Genomic DNA, 19,414 nt, shown 5'->3' with positions numbered 1-19,414 from the left:
ACGCCCGGCACTTGCCACGTATGGTGAGAGCTTGAGAACCGTACGCAGCCAAAACCGTAGGTCAATTGCACGGTAAGTGACCATAATTGACGGGTTGGTGCGGGACTCATGGCCGGGGGACAGCGCGCTCTGGGGAGGCGTCGTGGACGACTACGCGGGTCGGGTGCTCGCCGACCGCTACCGCCTGCCGCTGCCGCCGTCCGACGAGTACGAACTGGTCGAGACCCGGGCGTTCGACACGTACAGCGGCCAGGAAGTCCTGGTGCGCCAGGTACCGTTGCCCGAGGTCGTCGACGCCGAGATGCTGGACGGCGACGGGCTGCCGTCGGCCGCCCGCCGCACCACCGGGCGAACGGTGCGGCGGTCCACGGACCCCGCCGTCCGGCGCGCGATCGAGGCCGCGCAGGCTGCCGCGCAGGTGCCCGACCACCCGAGGCTCGACCAGGTCTTCGACGTGTTCGCCGAGGCCGGATCGCTCTGGATCGTGAGTGAGCTCGTCGCAGCGCGCCCGCTGGCCGCGTTGCTCGCCGAACGGCCGCTGAACCCGTACCGGGCCGCCGAGATCGGCTCCGATGTGCTGACGGCCCTGCGGGTGCTGCACGCGCACGGCTGGACCCACCGGAACATCACCGTCCGCACGGTGCTGATCTGCGACGACGGGCGCGTCGTACTGACCGGCCTGGCGTCCGGGGCGGCGGAGGAGGCACTGTGCGGGTACGTACCGATGCCGCAGCCCGACGACGAGGACGCGTACGGGCCGCCCGCGGTCGAGTCGGGGCCGACGACCGGTCCTCACGTGCCGCCCGCGGCGTCGCTGCCGCCCGTTGGGCCGCACGAGTCCGCGGGTCTGTTCGGGTCCGCTGAGCCCGGCGTGTCCGCCGGTCCGGTCGCACCGGTCGGATTGCCGGCCGCGCGCGGCCCCGCCGGTGAACTGGAAGCCGTACGGCCGCAGCCGGACTCCGACCTTCCCCACGCGGGCAGCGCGGCGCAGCTGCGGGCCGCGCGCGCCGGAGCCATCGCCGCCTACCGGGCGGGCACGCGTGCCGCCGCACGCGTCAACGAGGAGCAGCGGCAGGCCGGGACCGGAGAGGCGGCGGGAGCGGAGGAGACCCGAATCCTTCCCGCCCAGCGTCCCGGACCGCCCGGGTCCGGCAGGCCGCAGCTGACGGGCGGGTGGGGCGCGACCGCCGACGATCCGTACGACGACGAGGGCGACGACGAGGGCGACGACGAGGACGGCGGCCGGGGAGACGCTCCGTACGGTGGCGAGTACGGCGGCCCGTACGGCGGCGGAAGCGATGACAGCGACGACGACGGCACCGGCGGCCGCCGCGGGCAGGGGGCGCCCGGCCGGCGGATGCATCTGACCGGTACGTGGGGCGACGGCGCCGGCTTCGGCCGCCCCGTGTCCGCCGGAGGCTCCAACGAGGACGCCCTGCGTGCCGACGCACGACGCCACCGCACGGCAGCATCGGAGCAGCTGCCGCAGCAGGCGGTCTCCGGCCGCTGGGACGACATCGTCGCCGGGGGCCGGGCCGTCCCCGCCTACCGCGGACCCGCCACCCCTCTCGCCGCCGAACGCGCCAGGCAGGCACGGATCGCGGTCGTGGGTGCCGTCACCGAGCGCTGGGCGCCCGAGCAGGCCGGACCGGTCCACGAGAACTGGCAGCTGGCGCCGCCCATCGGCCCCGCCACCGACCTCTGGGCGCTCGGCGCCCTGCTCTACCGCGCCGTCCAGGGCCACGCACCGTATCCCGAGGAGCATGCGGCCGAGCTCGTCCAGATGGTCTGCGGCGAACCTCCCGCCTTCGCCGAGGAGTGCGGTCCGCTGCGTCCCGTCGTCGAGTCGCTGCTGCGCCAGGACCCCACCGAGCGGCCGGACTTCGAGGAGCTGCGCGGCTGGCTGCGCTCCCTCGTGCGGTCGGCCCCCGAACCCGAGGCCGGTTTCGACGTCGTACCGCTGCCGTCCGTCGACGACACCCGGCTGCCCGTCGTGCGCCGCCGGGGAGAGCTGGTCCGCAGGCGTCGCAGCCGCCTGGGAAGCGCACCGGCGCACGGCCGTCACCGCCAGACGAGGGAGCGGCCCGACCGGTTCGAGAGCGCACGGGCCGAAAAGGCGCCCCGGCTTCCGCGGGAGCCCAAGGGGCCCAAGGTGTTGCGCACCCCTCCCCGTCCGCGGCCGGGCAGCGAGGGACGTACACCGAGGCGGCTCGGTCGGCTGCTGCTCGCGCTGATCCTGCTGGGGATGATCGCGGCGATCGCGTACGCCGTGCTGTTCATGCCCAAGGCCGGCAACGGATCCGACTCGAAGGGAAAGGCACCGGCCGCCACGGGCAGCCGCACGCCCGGTGCGACCGACCCGGACGCACCCACGGGCGCGTCGTCGAAGCCCTCGCAGTCGCCCGGCGCACAGAAGCCGCAGACCAGCCGCTCCGCCGTGGCGCTCGCCCCCGGCTACACCCTGCGCAAGGACGACGAGGGCTTCGAGGTCGGCGTGCTCAAGGGCTGGCAGCGCAGCCCGGCCGGCGCCGACCGGGAGATCCGGTACGGCAGCGACGGTTTCAGCCTGCTGATCGTGCCGGGGCGTGACACGGTGAAGGCCAACGGCGGCGATCCGCTGGCCTATCAGCGCGACAAGGAACGCGAGTTGCAGCCCTTCCGGGACTCCAGCTGGTCCTCGGCGACGGGGCTGCGCCGTATCGACGTCGGCCGACAGGCCATGGCGGAGGGCCAGTTCACCTGGCAGGACGACACCGGGCGCGAGGTGTACGTCCGCAACCTCGCGATGATCGTCGACGGGCGGTACCACGTGCTCCAGGTGCTCGGCCCGGACAGCGAGCGCGACACGGTGACGGCCATCTACGAACAGGCCATCGCCTCGTACCGGGTGACTTCCTGAGCCACCGGCAGAAAGCGCGGTCAGCGGCCTGTCGCCGAGCGGGGCGGCCGAGCGACAAGCATCACAGTGAGGTCTCGTGAGCGATGCGAGGTTCCGTGGCCGTACATCCCCTCCGTAACCTGGCAGCCGAAGGAAGCGGGGCGGGGACACGTGGATCGATCGCAGGGAACGGACGCGGGGCTGGTACTGGCCGGAAGATACCGGCTCGGTGAAGTCCTCGGGCGCGGCGGCATGGGCAAGGTCTGGCGGGCTCATGATGAAGTGCTGCACCGCACGGTCGCCGTCAAGGAGTTGACCGCCGGGCTGTACGTGGCGGAGGCCGACCGGGTCGTGCTGCATGCCCGGACCCAGAAGGAGGCCCGCGCGGCGGCCCGGATCACCCACCCCGGCGTGGTCACCGTCCATGACGTGGTCGAGTACGACAACCGTCCCTGGATCGTCATGCAGTACGTCGACGGGCCGTCACTCGCCGACGCCGCCAAGGAGCGCGGCGAGATCGCGCCGCGCGAGGCGGCCAGGATCGGCCTCCATGTCCTCGGCGCGTTGCGCGCCGCGCACAGCGCCGGTGTGCTGCACCGGGACGTGAAGCCCGGCAACGTGCTCCTTGCCCGCGACGGCCGGGTGCTGCTCACCGACTTCGGTATCGCCGCGATAGAGGGTGACTCGACCATCACCAGGACCGGTGAACTGGTCGGCTCCATCGACTATCTGGCGCCCGAACGGGTCCGCGGCGGCGACCCGGGGCCCGCGTCCGACCTCTGGTCCCTCGGAGCCACGCTCTATGCGGCGGTCGAGGGGCGCTCGCCGTTCCGCCGTTCGTCCCCGATCTCCACCATGCAGGCCGTCGTCACCGAGGAACCACCGCCGCCCGCCCGGGCCGGGGCGCTCGCACCGGTGATCACCGCACTGCTCCGCAAGGACCCGGCGGACCGGCCGTCGGCGGCCGAGACGGAGCGGATGCTGATGGAGGCGATGGAGGGGCGCGAGCCCCGGGCCGCGCAGGCGTACGTCCCGACCCAGCGCGTCCCCGAGGAGGTCCTGCGCTCGATGGGCCCGGCCGGTACGGGCGCGGGCACCGGCACGGAACCATTCGCCCCCGAGCAGCAGTTCACCATGGCTGCGCAGTACACCGCCGCCGCGGTGACCCGCCGCAGCCGCGGCCGCTGGCGCACCACGATCCTGGTCGTCGCCGTCGCCGCACTGATCGGCGGCGGCGCCGGGCTGGCCGCGATGAAGTACGGCGCGAACTCCGGGACGGAGACCACCGGGCACGGCTCGGCCCACGGCACCGCGCGTTCGCCGCGTCCTTCGTCCGAGGCGTCGAAGCCCACCCCGTCCACGACGGCCGTACCCGACGGCTGGCACCGGGTGGACGACCCCGAGGGATTCAGCCTGGTGGTACCCGACGGCTGGAAGCGACGGGCGGACGGCCAGAACGTCGACTACACCCCGGACGACGGCGACCACTACATCCGCATCAGCGTCGACCCGGAGCCCGACTTCGAGAACTCGTACATGCACATGCTGAACCTGGAGACGAGCCTCGAGGAGCGGCTGCCCGGGTACGAGCGCAAGACCCTCCACACCAACTACTACCGCGATCGGCCCGGCTCCCTCTGGGAGTTCACCTGGACCGAGTCCAAGGACCACCCGGGTCCTCGCCACGCGATCGACCAGATGTACTACGAGGAGGAGGGCGGCCCGGAATACGCGCTGTACATGACGGGGCCGGCCGCCGACTGGGACACCACCCGGGACCGCTTCGACACGATGCTGCGCGGCTGGCGCTCGGCCGGCGGCGCGGGCTGAACCATCCGGATTCCACCGGCCACGAACCACGACAGCTCCCTGATCAGGGGCTTTGTTGCCAGTGATCACTGGCTCGTTTGTGGGGAGTGTGAAAACCTATTACCGACGGGTACCCAAAGCGTGCGGCTGGACATACCCTCGCCCACATGACGGACTCTGCAGGTTCCCCAGGTTCGAACCCCGTGGCCGCGGCCCCGGCGGGCGCGCGCACCGCCGCCGATGTGGTGACCCCCGAGGTGATCGCGCAGCTGACGCGTGGTGTCGTCGGCTCCGGCCGTACCGCGAACCACACGCCGTTCACCGGGGAGAAGCTGGCCGACCTGCCGGAGTCCACGCCCGAGGACGTCGCCACCGCCTTCGAGCGGGCCCGCGCCGCCCAGCCCGCCTGGGCCGCCACCCCCGTCCGGACCAGGGCAGCCGTCCTTCTCCGCTTCCACGACCTGGTACTCCAGCGGCAGTCCGAGGTCCTCGACCTCATTCAGCTGGAGACCGGCAAGGCCCGGCTGCACGCCCACGAGGAGGTCCAGGCGGTCGCCGTCGCCGCCCGCCACTACGGGCGCAGGGCCGGCGCGTATCTGAAGCCGAAGCGGCACACCGGCGTCGTGCCGACGCTGACCAAGGTCACCGAGCTGCGCCAGCCGCGCGGTGTCGTCGGCCAGATCGCGCCGTGGAACTACCCGTTCGAGCTGTCCGTCGGCGATGCGCTGCCCGCGTTCGTCGCCGGGAACGCCCTCGTGATGAAGCCCGACACGGAGACCGCACTGACCGCGCTCTGGGCCCGTGACCTGCTGATCGAGGCGGGCCTGCCCGCCGAGGTGTTCCAGGTCGTCCTCGGTGACGGACCGGTCGTGGGACCCGAGGTCGTCAAGCACGCCGACTACGTCTCGTTCACCGGCTCCACCCGTACCGGCCGCGAGGTCGCCCAGGGCGCCGCCGCCCGCCTCGTCGGGGTCTCGCTGGAGCTCGGCGGCAAGAACGCCATGCTGGTCCTCGAGGACGCCGACGTGGAGAAGGCCGCCGCGGGCGCCGTCCGCGCCTGCTTCTCCTCCGCCGGGCAGCTCTGCATCTCCATCGAGCGGCTGTACGTCCACGAGTCGGTCGCCGACGACTTCGTGGAGCGGTTCGCCGCCCGTACGAAGGCCATGCGGCTGGGCAACTCCCTCGCGTACGGCGCAGACATGGGTTCGCTCGTCGGCGAGCGCCAGCTGGAGACCGTCACCCAGCACGTCGCGGAGGCCGTCGAGAAGGGGGCCACGCTCGTCGCGGGAGGTGTCGCCCGCCCCGACATCGGCCCGCTGTTCTACGAGCCGACCATCCTGGAAGGCGTCGAGGCGCCGATGGCCGTCTGCGCCCAGGAGACCTTCGGCCCGGTCGTCTCCCTCTACCGCTTCTCCGACGAGGACGAGGTCATCGCCCTCGCCAACGCCACCCCGTACGGCCTGAACTCCAGTGTCTGGACCAAGGACTCCAAGCGCGGCCACCGGGTCGCCGCCCGGCTGCGCACCGGCACGGTCAACATCAACGAGGGGTACGCCCCCGCGTACGGCAGTGTGCAGTCCCCGATGGGCGGCATGAAGGACTCCGGTCTCGGCCGCAGGCACGGCTCCGAGGGCATCCTCAAGTACACCGAGGCCCAGACCGTCGCCCAGCAGAGGCTGATCCCGCTCGCCCCGTCCTTCGGGATGGACGACGAGAAGTACGCGGCGTTCATGAGCCGCAGTCTGAAGGCGATGAAGGCGTTCCGCCTGCGCTGATCCCCGTCACACCGCGGCACCTTCTGCCCTTTTCGTACCGAGGAGAGCCATGTCCCAGGACAGCCCTGCCCAGAATCAGGCCGGACCGGCCGGCGAGACCGATGACGACGCGGCGTACGACTACGACGTCCTCGTCGTCGGCTCGGGCTTCGGCGGTGCGGTGTCGGCCCTGCGGCTGACCGAGAAGGGGTACCGGGTCGGGGTCCTGGAGGCGGGCCGCCGCTTCACCCCCGACACGCTCCCCAAGAACTCCTGGGACATCAAGAACTACCTGTGGGCCCCCGCACTCGGGCTCTTCGGCATCCAGCGTGTGCATCTGCTCGGCAATGTGATGGTGCTCGCCGGGGCGGGTGTCGGCGGCGGCTCGCTCAACTACGCCAACACGCTGTACGTACCCCCGGCACCGTTCTTCGAGGACCGGCAGTGGGCCGCCATCACCGACTGGCAGGACGAGCTGGCGCCGTACTACGACCAGGCGAAGCGGATGCTCGGGGTCCGGCTCAACCCGACGATGACCCCGTCCGACGTCCATCTGAAGGCGACCGCGCAGGCCATGGGGGTCGGCGACTCCTTCCACCTCGCCCCGGTCGGTGTCTTCTTCGGCGACGGCAAGGACGCCGACGGTACGGCCGGGGCGAAGCCCGGCGCCACGGTCGCCGACCCGTACTTCGGCGGCGCGGGCCCCGACCGCAGGGCCTGCACCGAGTGCGGCGAATGCATGACGGGCTGCCGCCACGGCGCGAAGAACACCCTCAACGAGAACTACCTCCACCTCGCCGAGAAGGCCGGAGCGGTCATCCACCCGATGACCTCCGTCGTCGCGATCACGGACGACCCCGAGGGCGGGTATCACGTCGCGACCGTCCCGACGGACCGCCGCAGGAAGGGCAGGCCGACGCTGCTGCGCGCCCGCAGGGTGGTCGTCGCGGCGGGCACCTACGGCACCCAGACGCTGCTCCACACGATGAAGGACCAGGGGCTGCTGCCCCGGCTGTCGGCGCGGCTCGGCGAGCTGACCCGTACCAACTCCGAGGCGCTCGTCGGCTCGCAGACCAGCGACCGCCGCTACCGCAAGAAGCACGGCACCCCGAAGGCCGACTTCACCCAGGGCGTCGCCATCACCTCGTCGATCCACCCCGACGAGAACACCCACATCGAGCCCGTCCGCTACGGCAAGGGCTCCAACGCCATGGGCGCGATGTCGATCCTCCAGGTGCCGTACGGCAGCCGTCGCGTGCTGGGCTGGCTCGGCAACATGGCCAGGCATCCCCTCCTCGCCGTCCGGTCGCTCTCCAACCGCCGCTGGTCGGAGCGGACCATCATCGGCCTCGTCATGCAGTCGCTGGACAACTCCCTGACCACGTACCGCAAGCCCGGTGGTATCGGGAAGGGCCTGCTCACCGCCCGCCAGGGGCACGGCGCGCCCAACCCGACGCAGATCGAGGAGGCGACGCGCAGCGCTTCACTGCTCGCCGAGGAGATCAACGGCTTCGCCGGGTCGAACGTCGGTGAACTCATGGGCACCCCGCTCACCGCGCACTTCCTCGGCGGCTGCCCGATCGGTGCGAGCGCCGAGGAAGGGGTCATCGACCCGTACCACCGGCTGTACGGACACCCGGGCATCTCGGTCGTCGACGGTTCGGCGGTCTCCGCGAACCTCGGCGTCAACCCGTCGCTGACCATCACCGCGCAGGCGGAGCGGGCCATGTCGTTCTGGCCCAACAAGGGCGAGGCGGACCCGCGTCCCGCGCAGGGCGAGGCGTACGAGCGGCTGGCCGCGGTCGAGCCGAAGGCGCCGGCGGTGCCGAAGGAGGCCTTCGGTGCGCTGAAGCTGCCGTTCCTGGGAGTGCCCGTGGTCCCGCCGAAGAAGAAGTAGTCCGCGTACGCAGAGAGGGGCTGCACCCCCCTCCGAGTGCAGCCCCTCACGCCTACTGGTGACGACGCGCGTTGCACAGCGGTGTCACGGGTGGGACTGGTTGTTCCGCATGCATGACCTGTGGTCCCGGGCAATGGTTGTCCGGATGCTCACAGAATCTTTATGTGATGCCGATCACGCACTCTTCGCGTCGTGGCATGACCAAGGGCCCCGTGGACCGTGAACCGGTCCCCGGGGCCCTTGTCGATCAGCACCGACGTCAGGGCAGCGCCGAGGCCGAGAGGCGGCGCCGGGGGGTGGCGCCGCGGGAGTGGTGCGCCGGGTCGGCGCCCCGGCACCCAGGGGGCGCATGGGTGGTGCGGGCCCAACAAGTCGGGAGGGTGCGATTCGAGGGGGACCTTCTCTTTGCCCCGTGCGGGACGGGCTGCGCACGGCGCAACCGTTCGACCGGATACGGTCGGCTCCGGGCGTCCCCGGAGCCGACCGCTTGGGGTGACCGGGCTGCTGTCCCCTGCCGACCGGTCACGCACGCTGGGGCGCGGTCCCACGGCGTACCTGCAGTACGCCACACGCTCCAGCGGAGCCACGCGTGGATTCTTCGAAAGCCGCCCCTGGCTGGCACGGACACCGGGACCAACGAAGTCGGCGCGGGCCCGGTCACGCGCCGTACGGGTGAGAGTCGGCCCGAACGCAGATACGCCCGTACAGCCCCGCGCCCCGTACGGGCCGGTGGACGCCTGAGGCCCGCACAGGCGTGAAAGGGGATCTCACACGCGCCCGCGGCACAGCTCCAGCAGCGTCATCGCGAGCGAGGTGCCGGGCTTGCCGAGTGCATCGCGGTACTGGCCGAGGATCTCCATCTCGCGGGAGAGGTTCACCCGGCGGCCGCCGGACGTGATCCGGGCCTCCTGGATGACCGCCGAGACGGCCATCCGTTCCTGGACGAGCCCGATGATCCGGTCGTCCAGTGAGTCGATGCGCTCGCGGGCGCCGGCGATCAGCGCGGCGGCCTCGTCGGTGCGCGCACCGGTCTCCTCGGCGAGCGACTTCTCCGTGTTCGCGGTGGCGGTGGTGCTGTTCATTCCGTGGCTCCTGGTGTCCTGGTGGGGTGCGGCCCCCCGGAGCGATCGGACCCGGAACGCCAGAACGCCCCGGGCCTGTCGGCCCGGGGCGCCTGGAACGTTGCTTGTCAGTGGATCAAGCAGCACGACCATGGCAGCCGGCGGGCCGGATGCCATAGGTAAAGACGTAGGTCGTGTGCTGACGCATGCGGCCAGTATGGACCCGCTCCCGCCGGTCGGCCAACGCGACGCCCGGATGGTGAGACACCGCCGCGAGGACGGCCGAGTGCCCCGGTCCCGGCGGAAGCGAAAGGGTCTTCCTCGCAACCCCGGTAGAATCGGCAGAACCGACCCCCTCTCACCGCCGGAAGGCCGCCCCGTGCCAGCAGCACCCCCCGCCGCCCCCGACACCGCAGCCGACGTGGTCCTCGTCGTCGACTTCGGCGCGCAGTACGCCCAGCTCATCGCCCGACGCGTCCGTGAGGCCCGGGTCTACAGCGAGATCGTCCCGTCCACGATGCCGGTGGACGAGATGCTGGCGAAGAACCCCCGGGCGATCATCCTGTCCGGTGGCCCCTCCTCGGTGTACGCCGAGGGCGCGCCCAGCCTCGACCGCTCGCTGTTCGAGGCCGGGGTCCCGGTCTTCGGCATGTGCTACGGCTTCCAGCTGATGGCCACCACGCTCGGCGGCACCGTCGACGACAACGGTGCCCGCGAGTACGGCCGCACCCCGCTGACCGTCTCCAAGAGCGGCTCCACGCTCTTCGAGGGCACGCCCACCGAGCAGTCGGTGTGGATGTCGCACGGCGACGCGTGCTCCGCCGCCCCCGAGGGCTTCACCGTCACCGCGTCCACGGACGTCGTGCCGGTCGCCGCCTTCGAGAACGACGAGAAGAAGCTGTACGGCGTCCAGTACCACCCCGAGGTGCTGCACTCCACGCACGGCCAGCAGGTCCTTGAGCACTTCCTCTACCGCGGCGCCGGCATCGAGCCGACCTGGACCACGACCAATGTGGTCGAGGAGCAGATCGCGCTGATCCGCGAGCAGGTCGGCACCAAGCGCGCCATCTGCGGCCTCTCCGGCGGCGTGGACTCAGCGGTCGCCGCGGCCCTCGTGCAGAAGGCCATCGGTTCCCAGCTGACCTGCGTGTACGTGGACCACGGTCTGATGCGCAAGGGCGAGACCGAGCAGGTCGAGAAGGACTTCGTGGCCGCCACCGGCGTCCAGCTGAAGGTCGTCGACGCCGAGGAACGGTTCCTGAACGCGCTGGCCGGGGTCTCCGACCCCGAGCAGAAGCGGAAGATCATCGGCCGCGAGTTCATCCGCGTCTTCGAGCAGGCCCAGGCCGAGCTCGTCGCCGAGGCGGGTGCGGCCGGCGAGGACGTCGCGTTCCTCGTGCAGGGCACGCTCTACCCGGACGTCGTGGAGTCCGGTGGCGGCACCGGCACCGCCAACATCAAGTCCCATCACAACGTGGGCGGCCTCCCTGACGACATCGAGTTCCAGCTCGTCGAGCCGCTGCGCCAGCTGTTCAAGGACGAGGTCCGGATGGTCGGCCAGGAGCTCGGCCTGCCGGAGGAGATCGTCCAGCGCCAGCCGTTCCCCGGCCCCGGTCTCGGTATCCGGATCGTCGGCGAGGTCACCAAGGACCGGCTCGACCTGCTGCGCGAGGCCGACGCCATCGCCCGCGAGGAGCTGACCGCGGCCGGACTCGACCGCGACATCTGGCAGTGCCCGGTGGTGCTGCTCGCCGATGTCCGCTCGGTCGGCGTCCAGGGCGACGGCCGGACCTACGGCCACCCGATCGTCCTGCGCCCGGTCTCCTCCGAGGACGCCATGACGGCCGACTGGTCGCGCCTGCCGTACGAGGTCCTGGCGAAGATCTCCACCCGTATCACCAACGAGGTCGCCGACGTCAACCGCGTCGTCCTCGACGTGACGAGCAAGCCGCCGGGCACCATCGAGTGGGAGTAACCCCTGCCCGCAGGGTCAACGAGATGCCGTCGCTCATTCGATTGAGCGGCGGCATCGTCGTATCGCGCCGCCGCCCGTGAAAAGTCGGTGGCACCACCCTCCGCGCCCGTGCCAGGCTGCGCCCTCATGTCTGCCGATGAGATCCGCGCCCTGATGTCCGCCGCCCACAACGACCGCCTGACCTGGAACACTCCACTCTCCGAGGAGCATGCCGCCCAGCTCGTCGCGGCCTGCGCCCCCGCGCCCGGGGCGCGGATCGTGGACCTCGGCAGCGGCTGGGGCGAGCTGCTGATGCGGCTGGTCGAGTCGGCGCCCGGGAGTACCGGGGACGGCGTCGAGACCGATCTCGAGGCCGTGGCACGGGGGCGGGCGCTCGCCGGGGACCGAGGGCTCGCAAAGCGCGTGCGGTTCCATGAGACACCCGCCGCCGAGTGGGCGGACGGCGGTTACGACCTGGCCGTGTCCATCGGGGCCTCGCACGCCTGGCCCGGGTCCACCCCCGAGGCTCTGAAGGCGCTGCGGGCGGCCGTGCGGCCGGGCGGGCGGGTGCTGTTCGGGGAAGGGTTCTGGGAGCGCGAGCCGTCCGAGCGGGCGCTGGCCGGGCTGGGGGCCGAACCGGGGGACTTCGGTTCGTTGCTCGAGCTGATCCGGCAGGCCGAGGCCGTCGGACTGCGGCCGCTCCAGGTCACCGTCGCCGACCAGCGTGAATGGGACCTCTTCGAGGCGAACGCCAACATCGGCCGGGGCGAGCGCTGGGCGCTGGCCAACCCGGGGCATCCGCTGCACGACGGTGTCGTCGCCGCGGTCGACGACCGGCGCACCGGCTACTACGGGGGCTACCGCGGAACGCTCGGCCTCGCCTACCTCGTGCTCAGCGCCTGAGCAGGAGCCCGACCCGTACCGGCACCGGTGCCCGAATCGGTACGTGATCGCTCTGGCGACCTGCGGTGACCGGCGGTAGCTTCCGACCGAATGCCCTGGGAGCCCCGAGGAGTCGCCATGCCCGAGCCCACGCCGATACCCGTCGAACAGCTGCAGTTCGCTATGCCGCCCGTCCACCAGTCGCTCGACGAGGAACGTGCCTACCGCAAGGAGCGGCTGGCCGGAGCGCTGCGGCTGTTCGGTGCGTACGGGTACGAGGACGGCGTCTCCGGTCACATCACCGTGCGGGACCCGGAGTTCACCACCTGCTTCTGGGTCAATCCGTTCGGCGTCCCCTTCGACGGGCTCCGGCCGGACGAGTTGATCCTGGTCAACGGCGAAGGACAGGTCGTCGAGGGGCGCCACCACGTCAACCAGGCGGCGTTCACGGTCCACGCCCAGGTGCACCGGGCCCGCCCGGACGTCGTCGCCGTCGTGCACACCCACTCCCTGCACGGGCGGGCGCTCTCCGCGCTCGGTGAGTTCATCGAGCCGATCACCCAGGAGTCCTGCGCCTTCTACGAGGACCATGCGGTCTACCAGGCGTACACCGGGGTCGTCGTCGACGAGGAGGAAGGGCGGCGGATCGCGGCCGCGCTCGGCGCCCGCAAGGCGATCATCCTGCGCAATCACGGGCTGCTGACCGTCGGCGACTCGGTGGACGCGGCCGCCTGGTGGTTCCTCACGATGGAGCGTTCCTGCCAGGTGCAGCTGACCGCGCGGGCGGCCGGGAAGCCGGTCCTGATCGAGCACCGGGACGCGGTGGCCACCCGCGAGCAGCTCGGCAGCGACCTGGTGGCCTGGATCAACTACCAGCCGCTGTGGAAGCGGATCGCTCGAACGTTCTGACGATCCGCGCGTCCCGGCGGCCCCGATGCGCGCCAACCCCGTCCCGTACGGCACAATTCGCAGCAATCAGTGGTCAGTTGGAACGGTCGGGGCAGGAAAGGGTGGCGTTCTCCGTGGCGTTGGACGAGGCACGACAAGGCGCGCACGGCGGTGGCTGTACGTGCGGCGACTGCCCGCACGGAGCGCGCGAGGGGCATCGGCGCGCGGTGGCCGCCTTCCTGGCCAAGCGGGACGAACTCGCCGCAGGTCAGGGGCTGCCGACCGGTGTCGCCCAGTCCGCGTCCGCGACCCGCCAGTGGGTCTCCGACGAGCTGACCGAGTCCGCCCGTGGGGTCGCCGAACGCAGCCGGGAGGCGGGCGACGCCTGGCTCCACCAGGTCTGGGTGCGCACCCTGGTCGCCGTCTGGGGAGGCGTCGCCGTGCTCGCCCTCGCGCAGGCCGCCACGGCCATCGGCGCGGGCTGGTCGACCGCCCGCACCGCCGGTCTGCTCGCCGCGCTCGTCACGGCGGGGCTGCTGACCGGCGCCGCCCGTGTCCACCGGGCACGCGGCGGGGTCCTCGCCCCGCTGATCGGCGAGGACAACCGGCTCTCCACCTCCCGGGCGGTCGCCGTGGCCTGGGTGCTGCTCGCCGTCTTCTCCGTACTCGTCCTCGCGCTCCAGATGGCGGGCGCCTCCGGGCACGCGGAGCGCGACGCGCTCATCGACGGGCTGGAGTTGGCGCGCGGCGCGGGGATGCTGACCGCGCTGGCGCTGGTGTGCGCGATTGCCGTGGTCGTGCGCCGGGTCGTGGCCGTACGCGCCGTCGCCGGGCGGCTGCAGAAGCTGCGCGCCGACCGGCCGCGCGCCGGCGATCTGCTCACCGACGACTCCGGCCGGGGCAGCTTCACCGATGTGCAGTACGTGCTGGTGAGCGCCGCCGCCGTGCTCTTCGCCGCGGTGCGGCTGGCCCGTCGTCCCGAGCAACTGCCCGATCTGCCCTGGGGGCTGGCCCTGCTGGTGGCCGTCTCCGCGGCGACGTACTTCGCCGGCAAGTTCACGGAGGGCGGGCGTCCGGTCGTGCTGTCCGTCGTACGGGCCCGGGAGGCCGGGGACCTGGACGCGCCGATCCGTACCGGCGACGACATCGAGATCCGTGGCGCCGGTTTCGTACCGCCCGGCGCGGGAGCCCCGGACCGGCTGGCCCGCATGGTCGTACGGATCGGCCGGGTCCATGTCCATGTCCCGCTGGTCCCGGTCGCCGGCGGCTTCGCCAATCCGACGGACACCGTGCTCACCGTGCCGGTGCCGGTGGAGGTCGAGCCCGGACTCGTCGACGTACAGGTCGTGACCGCCGCCGGGGTGGAGACGAACCGGGTCGAGATCGACGTCACGGACTGAGCCGTCGGGGGGCGTCGTTCGTGGTGGTGCGCCCCTGTCCCGGGGCGGGGGGTTCCGTCCTCAATCGCCGGACGGGCTTGGGGTGTCCGCCCCCCGGGTCGGGAGTTTGCCGTCGCCTTGGTCCGGTGGGTGGTGGTCCGGGGCCCCTCCGGGGTGTCTCCTCAAACGACGAACGTTCGGGTTCGTCGTCGGGGGAGCCCGGGTCCTTGTTCGTCGTCCTGCGGGGACCCCCCTGCACGTCCCCGGACCGGCCGTCGCGCGCCTGCGGGCGGGTGGGCCTTCCAGTCACGACCACCGGGGTGCAGACGCGGGTGATGCGCGGGTGGGGCCGTGCAGGGGAGTCCCCGCAGGGGCCGGCGCACCTGCCGGGCTTCCGCGTTGCTGGCTTCCGCGCCAGTCCCGAGGAGACGCCCCGGAGGGGCACCACCCACCCCACCACGGGGCAGAGGCGACGGCGCCCGTCCGTTGCCGGGCAACCACATCAAGCCCGTCCGGCGATTGAGGACGGAACCCCGAACCCCGGACCGGAGAGGGGCACCGCCCGTCCCGCCGCCCGGCAGAGGCGACGGCGCCCGGCCGTTGCCGGGCAACACAATCAAGCCCGTCCGGCGACTGAGGACGGAACCCGCGCCCCGGTTCGGGGCAACCGCGTCAAGCCAACCGCAGGTCGGGTGAGCAGCGGGTTCACCACGTACGTATGGTCTGGTGACGGTCGACGGAGAGCGGGGTAATTATGAGTGGGTATGGCACGAATGCGCGTGGTCTGGGTGAGCCGACGAGCCTGCGGGAGCTGGCGCGCGCGCATGCGCTGCTGCCGCTGCGGATCTTTCTCGGCGTCACCTTCATCTATGCCGCGCTCGACAAACTGACGGACAGTTCCTTCTTCCGCGCGAGCGGTTCCGGTTCCGTCGGGGAGATGATGGACGCCGTACGCGACTCGTCGGCGATACCGGCACTGGTCGACCTCTCGCTGAAGAACCCCGGCGCATTCGGGTACGCCATCGCGTTCGGCGAACTCGCCGTCGGTATCGGCACCCTGATCGGGCTGTGGGCGCGGCTCGCCGCACTCGGCGGGGCGCTGATCTCGCTCAGTCTCTGGCTGACCGTGAGCTGGCAGGCCTCTCCGTACTACCTCGGCAACGACCTGATCTACCTCATGGCCTGGCTGCCGCTGGTGCTCGGCGGAGCCGCGTCGTTCTCGCTGGACGCACTCCTCGCGGCGCGGCGCCGGCGCATCCGGTAGCTCACCCACGTCGTGAGGGCGGCCACCCCCAGGCCGCCGAAGAACACCGGGAAGAAGAACGTCCAGGGGGCGTCCCACCTGCCCGCGGCGTCGGCCGCGTAACCGGCCGCCAGGGCGAGCATCGCGATGCCCGCCACCGCGCGGCCCGGCCGGATCTCATGACGCAGCACGGGTGACCTCCACCTGTCCGATGCCGACTTCCAGGTCCAGCTCGACCGTGCCGGCCGGTGTGACGCCCGCGGGCGGAGCGATCGTCCGGTGCTCGTTCTGCGACGGAGCGATATCCACGTCGCCCGGCGGCTCGGCGGGCAGCCGGATGTCCCCGAGCCCGGCCTCCGCCCGCACCCGGACCGTCACCGTCTGCGGCACGACGACGACCGCCCGGCCCGCGCCGACCCGCACCTGCGTCCGGACCGTGTCGCCCTTCGGGACCGGCACCCGGGTGAGGTCGAGCGTGCCGACCCCGAGCCCGGAGCTCAGCTCGTACCGCGGCTGGACCGCCGCGACCGAGGCAGGGCGCCACTGCTCGCGTACCCACTGGTTGCTGATGTCCTTCGGCAGGGTGGACACGCCGGCCAGCAGCGCCGCCGTGATGATCGCCAGCAGGACCGTGCCGAACCCGGTCCGGCCGAGGAACGTGCTGACCAGCATCCCGGCGCCGAACACGGCGAGCGCCGCGGCCAGACCGAACTGCAGGCTCGTCCCGAGCGGATGGGTGTCCCAGCTCAGACCCGTGCCCAGACCGCCCGCGACCAGCGCGAGCAGGAAGACCGGACCGCCGATCGAGCGCGGCCCCCGGTTCGCCCGGGCCCGCTCGGGCGCGCGGTACGGCGTGTCCGCCGTCGCCCTGCGGGGCCGTGCCGTCCGGTCGTCGGGCACCGCTTCCGCCGGACCCCACAGATAGCCGGTGGCCACCGGCCCCGAGGTGCCGTCCTTGATGATCGGATCCCGCCACCAGGACGGGCCGGCCGGTGACGGCGGCGCCTTCACCTCCGGCGGCGCGTCCGCCGCCGCCTGCGCGGCCGCCGGATGCAGCGGGTCCTCGGGGGCCGCGGCCCTGCGGTGCTGCGTCCAGACGCAGAAGCCGATGACCGCGAGCGTCAGCATCGCGGAGAACGCCAGCATGCCGCCGTTGCCCAGCATGGAGAGGAAGAGCCCGCAGCCGATCAGGGCGAGCAGCGCCGCGATCAGCGACGCCCCCTCGACCCGGCCCGACAGCAGCTTGCGCGCCTCGTTCTCCTCCTCGCCCTCCAGCGGGATCAGCAGCCATGCGAATCCGTAGAAGATCAGGCCGAGGCCACCGGTCACCGACAGGACACCGAGCACGATCCGGAAGATCACCGGGTCCACGTCGCAGTACCGGCCGAGTCCGCCGCACACCCCGGCCACCACTTTCTGCCGCGAGCTGCGCTGCAGCTGCGGTCCCGGCGCGGAGGGCGGCGCGGCGCCGGGCGGGGCGTCCTGGGGAACGGTCATGGCTCCATGGTGACGGGCCGGGACCACCCGCGGCACCGGCACGGACCCTGGCCGATCCCTGATATTGGCCGCGGCGGACCCTGAGGGGGCTGTCGGGGGGAGGCCGTCGAGGGCCCGTGCCACCGGCCGTCTCAGGGTCGAGTGGGGGGCCGACCCTGATGTCACGCGCCGCCCCGGCGTGTGACGATCGAAGCATGTCAGCCGCCACGCCCCGAGCCGCAAGCTCTGTCAGCGCCGACCCGGAGGAGCCACCGCTGCGCAAGCTGTACCGCAGTGCCGACGGCCGGCTGCTCGGCGGCGTCGCGCGCGGACTCGCCGGGCATCTCGGACTGCCCGTCGCCTGGGTGCGGTTCGTCTTCCTCGGCCTGTTCTTCGCGGACGGTCTCGGCGCGCTGCTGTACGCCGTGTTCTGGATCGTCGTCCCGCTCGGCGTCGGCGGCGTCGAGGAGTCGCGCTCCGTCTTCGAGACCGACGCCGACGGCCGGCGCAGGCTCCGCAAGCCCGACAAGGGGCAGGTCTTCGCCCTGGTGGCCCTGCTGATCGGCGCCATCGTCTTCGTCGGCAACGTCGACATGGGCAGCAAGGCCGACCGCTACATCTGGCCGGCGCTGCTCATCGGCGCCGGCTCCGTCCTGGTGTGGCGGCAGGCCGACAACGCACGGAGGGCCCGCTGGATGGAGGTCGGCAGCCGCCGCCGGGTGCTGCATCTGGCCCGCGGGCTGGCCGGGGTCGCGCTGGTCGGCCTGGGCCTCGCCGGCTTCATGGTGGTGCGCGGCTCCGCGGCCCAGCTCGGCAATGTGCTCACCGCGGCGATCGCCGTCCTCACCGGCATCGCGCTGCTGGCCGGCCCCTACCTCGTACGCATGACCCAGGACCTCTCCGAGGAACGCCTGATGCGCATCAGGGCCCAGGAGCGCGCCGAGGTCGCCGCCCATGTCCACGACTCCGTGCTGCACACCCTCACTCTGATCCAGCGCAACGCCGAGGATCCGGGCGAGGTCCGCAGGCTGGCCCGCGCCCAGGAGCGCGAACTGCGCAACTGGCTGTACAACCCCGAGGGCACCGGCAAGGACGAGGGCGACGAACCGGAGACCCTCGCCGAAGCGGTCAAGCGCGCCGCCGCCGAGGTCGAGGACAAGCACGGCGTCCCGCTGGAGGTCGTCGTCGTAGGCGACTGCCCGCTCGACGAGAAGCTCGTGGCCCAGATGCAGGCCGCGCGCGAGGCGATGGTCAACGCCGCGAAGTACGGTGGCGAGGGGGGCGCCGTACAGGTCTACGCGGAGGTCGAGGGCCGCACGGTCTTCGTCTCGGTACGGGACCGGGGGCCGGGGTTCGACCCGGATTCCGTACCGGCGGACAGAATGGGCGTAAGAGAATCAATCATCGGCCGGATGCAGCGCAACGGCGGTACGGCGCGGCTGCGTTCGGTGCCCGGCGGGGGCACGGAAGTCGAGCTGGAGATGGAGAGGGCGAGCGATGACGGAGACCACTGAGGCAGCCGGGGGCCCGGAGCGTCGGGTACGGGTCGTGCTCGTCGACGACCACCGGATGTTCCGCACCGGGGTACAGGCCGAGATCGGGCGCACCGAGGAGACCGGTGTCGAGGTGGTCGGCGAGGCCGCCGACGTCGACCAGGCGGTCACTGTCATCACGGCGACCCGCCCCGAGGTCGTCCTCCTCGACGTCCATCTGCCGGGCGGCGGCGGCGTCGAGGTGCTGCGCCGCTGCGCCCCGCTGATGGGCGCGGTGGAGAACCCGGTGCGGTTCCTGGCGCTGTCCGTCTCCGACGCCGCCGAGGACGTCATCGGTGTCATCCGGGGCGGCGCCCGCGGCTATGTCACCAAGACGATCACCGGTACCGACCTGGTCGACTCGGTCTTCCGGGTCCAGGACGGCGACGCGGTGTTCTCGCCGCGGCTGGCCGGCTTCGTCCTCGACGCGTTCGCCTCGACGGACGCGCCGCCGGTCGACGAGGACCTGGACCGGCTGACGCAGCGCGAGCGCGAGGTGCTGCGGCTGATCGCCCGCGGCTACGCGTACAAGGAGATCGCCAAGCAGCTGTTCATCTCGGTGAAGACCGTCGAGTCGCATGTCTCGGCGGTGCTGCGGAAGCTCCAGCTGTCGAACCGGCACGAGCTGACACGGTGGGCGACGGCGCGACGGCTGGTCTGA

The 19,414-nt window shown here is 72.1% G+C and carries 13 protein-coding genes; 11 read left to right on the top strand and 2 right to left on the bottom strand.

Annotated features, from left to right (window positions below; translation table 11 throughout):
• Positions 1-142 precede the first annotated feature (142 nt).
• From OG878_RS16530 to OG878_RS16515, 4 genes are all read left to right on the top strand, one after another.
• A complete protein-coding gene (locus OG878_RS16530) occupies positions 143-2,899 on the top strand; it encodes a protein kinase (RefSeq protein ID WP_328891264.1) in 2,757 nt (918 codons plus the stop codon).
• A gap of 150 nt (positions 2,900-3,049) precedes the next feature.
• Positions 3,050-4,708 (top strand): serine/threonine-protein kinase, encoded by a 1,659-nt coding sequence (locus OG878_RS16525; protein ID WP_328887524.1) that lies wholly within the window; start codon positions 3,050-3,052, stop codon positions 4,706-4,708.
• Between the two features lie 146 nt (positions 4,709-4,854).
• Positions 4,855-6,462 (top strand): succinic semialdehyde dehydrogenase, encoded by a 1,608-nt coding sequence (locus OG878_RS16520; RefSeq protein WP_328887523.1) that lies wholly within the window; start codon positions 4,855-4,857, stop codon positions 6,460-6,462.
• Between the two features lie 49 nt (positions 6,463-6,511).
• On the top strand, positions 6,512-8,338 hold the full coding sequence (locus OG878_RS16515; protein WP_328887522.1) for a GMC family oxidoreductase: 1,827 nt from the start codon (positions 6,512-6,514) through the stop codon (positions 8,336-8,338).
• A gap of 767 nt (positions 8,339-9,105) precedes the next feature.
• On the opposite strand, the gene OG878_RS16510 is transcribed toward OG878_RS16515, so the two are convergent.
• The gene (locus tag OG878_RS16510; protein ID WP_328887521.1) at positions 9,106-9,420 is read right to left on the bottom strand and encodes a chorismate mutase; all 315 of its coding nucleotides are present in this window, start codon (positions 9,418-9,420) and stop codon (positions 9,106-9,108) included.
• A 358-nt stretch (positions 9,421-9,778) separates the two neighbouring features.
• On the opposite strand from OG878_RS16510, the gene guaA reads away from it, so the two are divergent.
• From guaA to OG878_RS16485, 5 genes are all read left to right on the top strand, one after another.
• Positions 9,779-11,374, top strand: a complete 1,596-nt coding sequence (guaA, locus tag OG878_RS16505; protein WP_328887520.1) for a glutamine-hydrolyzing GMP synthase — start codon at positions 9,779-9,781, stop codon at positions 11,372-11,374.
• A gap of 126 nt (positions 11,375-11,500) precedes the next feature.
• A complete protein-coding gene (locus tag OG878_RS16500) occupies positions 11,501-12,256 on the top strand; it encodes an SAM-dependent methyltransferase (RefSeq protein ID WP_328887519.1) in 756 nt (251 codons plus the stop codon).
• Positions 12,257-12,373: 117 nt separating this feature from the next.
• Positions 12,374-13,144 carry a class II aldolase/adducin family protein gene (locus OG878_RS16495; protein WP_328887518.1) on the top strand — a complete coding sequence of 257 codons (771 nt, stop codon included), beginning with the start codon at positions 12,374-12,376 and terminating at the stop codon, positions 13,142-13,144.
• Positions 13,145-13,257: 113 nt separating this feature from the next.
• On the top strand, positions 13,258-14,523 hold the full coding sequence (locus OG878_RS16490; RefSeq protein WP_328887517.1) for a hypothetical protein: 1,266 nt from the start codon (positions 13,258-13,260) through the stop codon (positions 14,521-14,523).
• 733 nt (positions 14,524-15,256) lie between these two features.
• Positions 15,257-15,766 (top strand): DoxX family protein, encoded by a 510-nt coding sequence (locus OG878_RS16485; RefSeq protein WP_328887516.1) that lies wholly within the window; start codon positions 15,257-15,259, stop codon positions 15,764-15,766.
• 156 nt (positions 15,767-15,922) lie between these two features.
• On the opposite strand, the gene OG878_RS16480 is transcribed toward OG878_RS16485, so the two are convergent.
• A complete protein-coding gene (locus OG878_RS16480; RefSeq protein ID WP_328887515.1) occupies positions 15,923-17,242 on the bottom strand; it encodes a PspC domain-containing protein in 1,320 nt (439 codons plus the stop codon).
• Between the two features lie 194 nt (positions 17,243-17,436).
• On the opposite strand from OG878_RS16480, the gene OG878_RS16475 reads away from it, so the two are divergent.
• Positions 17,437-18,735, top strand: coding sequence for a PspC domain-containing protein (locus OG878_RS16475; RefSeq protein WP_328887514.1), 1,299 nt, complete (start codon positions 17,437-17,439; stop codon positions 18,733-18,735).
• Positions 18,719-19,414, top strand: a complete 696-nt coding sequence (locus tag OG878_RS16470; protein WP_328887513.1) for a response regulator transcription factor — start codon at positions 18,719-18,721, stop codon at positions 19,412-19,414. Before OG878_RS16475 ends, OG878_RS16470 begins: the two co-directional genes overlap by 17 nt.

The organism is Streptomyces sp. NBC_00316, assembly GCF_036158715.1.
GTDB lineage: Bacteria > Actinomycetota > Actinomycetes > Streptomycetales > Streptomycetaceae > Streptomyces.
The sequence above is the reverse complement of the archived record's forward strand: the minus strand, read 5'-3'. Positions and strand labels throughout refer to the sequence as shown.

Bases quoted from the DNA above. Each gene is read 5' to 3' on its own strand.
- OG878_RS16520 (WP_328887523.1), top strand. From the start codon at position 4,855: ATGACGGACTCTGCAGGTTCCCCAGGTTCGAACCCCGTGGCCGCGGCC.
- OG878_RS16515 (WP_328887522.1), top strand. From the start codon at position 6,512: ATGTCCCAGGACAGCCCTGCCCAGAATCAGGCCGGACCGGCCGGCGAG.
- OG878_RS16510 (WP_328887521.1), bottom strand. From the start codon at position 9,420: ATGAACAGCACCACCGCCACCGCGAACACGGAGAAGTCGCTCGCCGAG.
- OG878_RS16500 (WP_328887519.1), top strand. From the start codon at position 11,501: ATGTCTGCCGATGAGATCCGCGCCCTGATGTCCGCCGCCCACAACGAC.
- OG878_RS16495 (WP_328887518.1), top strand. From the start codon at position 12,374: ATGCCCGAGCCCACGCCGATACCCGTCGAACAGCTGCAGTTCGCTATG.
- OG878_RS16485 (WP_328887516.1), top strand. From the start codon at position 15,257: ATGAGTGGGTATGGCACGAATGCGCGTGGTCTGGGTGAGCCGACGAGC.
- OG878_RS16480 (WP_328887515.1), bottom strand. From the start codon at position 17,242: ATGACCGTTCCCCAGGACGCCCCGCCCGGCGCCGCGCCGCCCTCCGCG.
- OG878_RS16475 (WP_328887514.1), top strand. From the start codon at position 17,437: ATGTCAGCCGCCACGCCCCGAGCCGCAAGCTCTGTCAGCGCCGACCCG.
- OG878_RS16470 (WP_328887513.1), top strand. From the start codon at position 18,719: ATGACGGAGACCACTGAGGCAGCCGGGGGCCCGGAGCGTCGGGTACGG.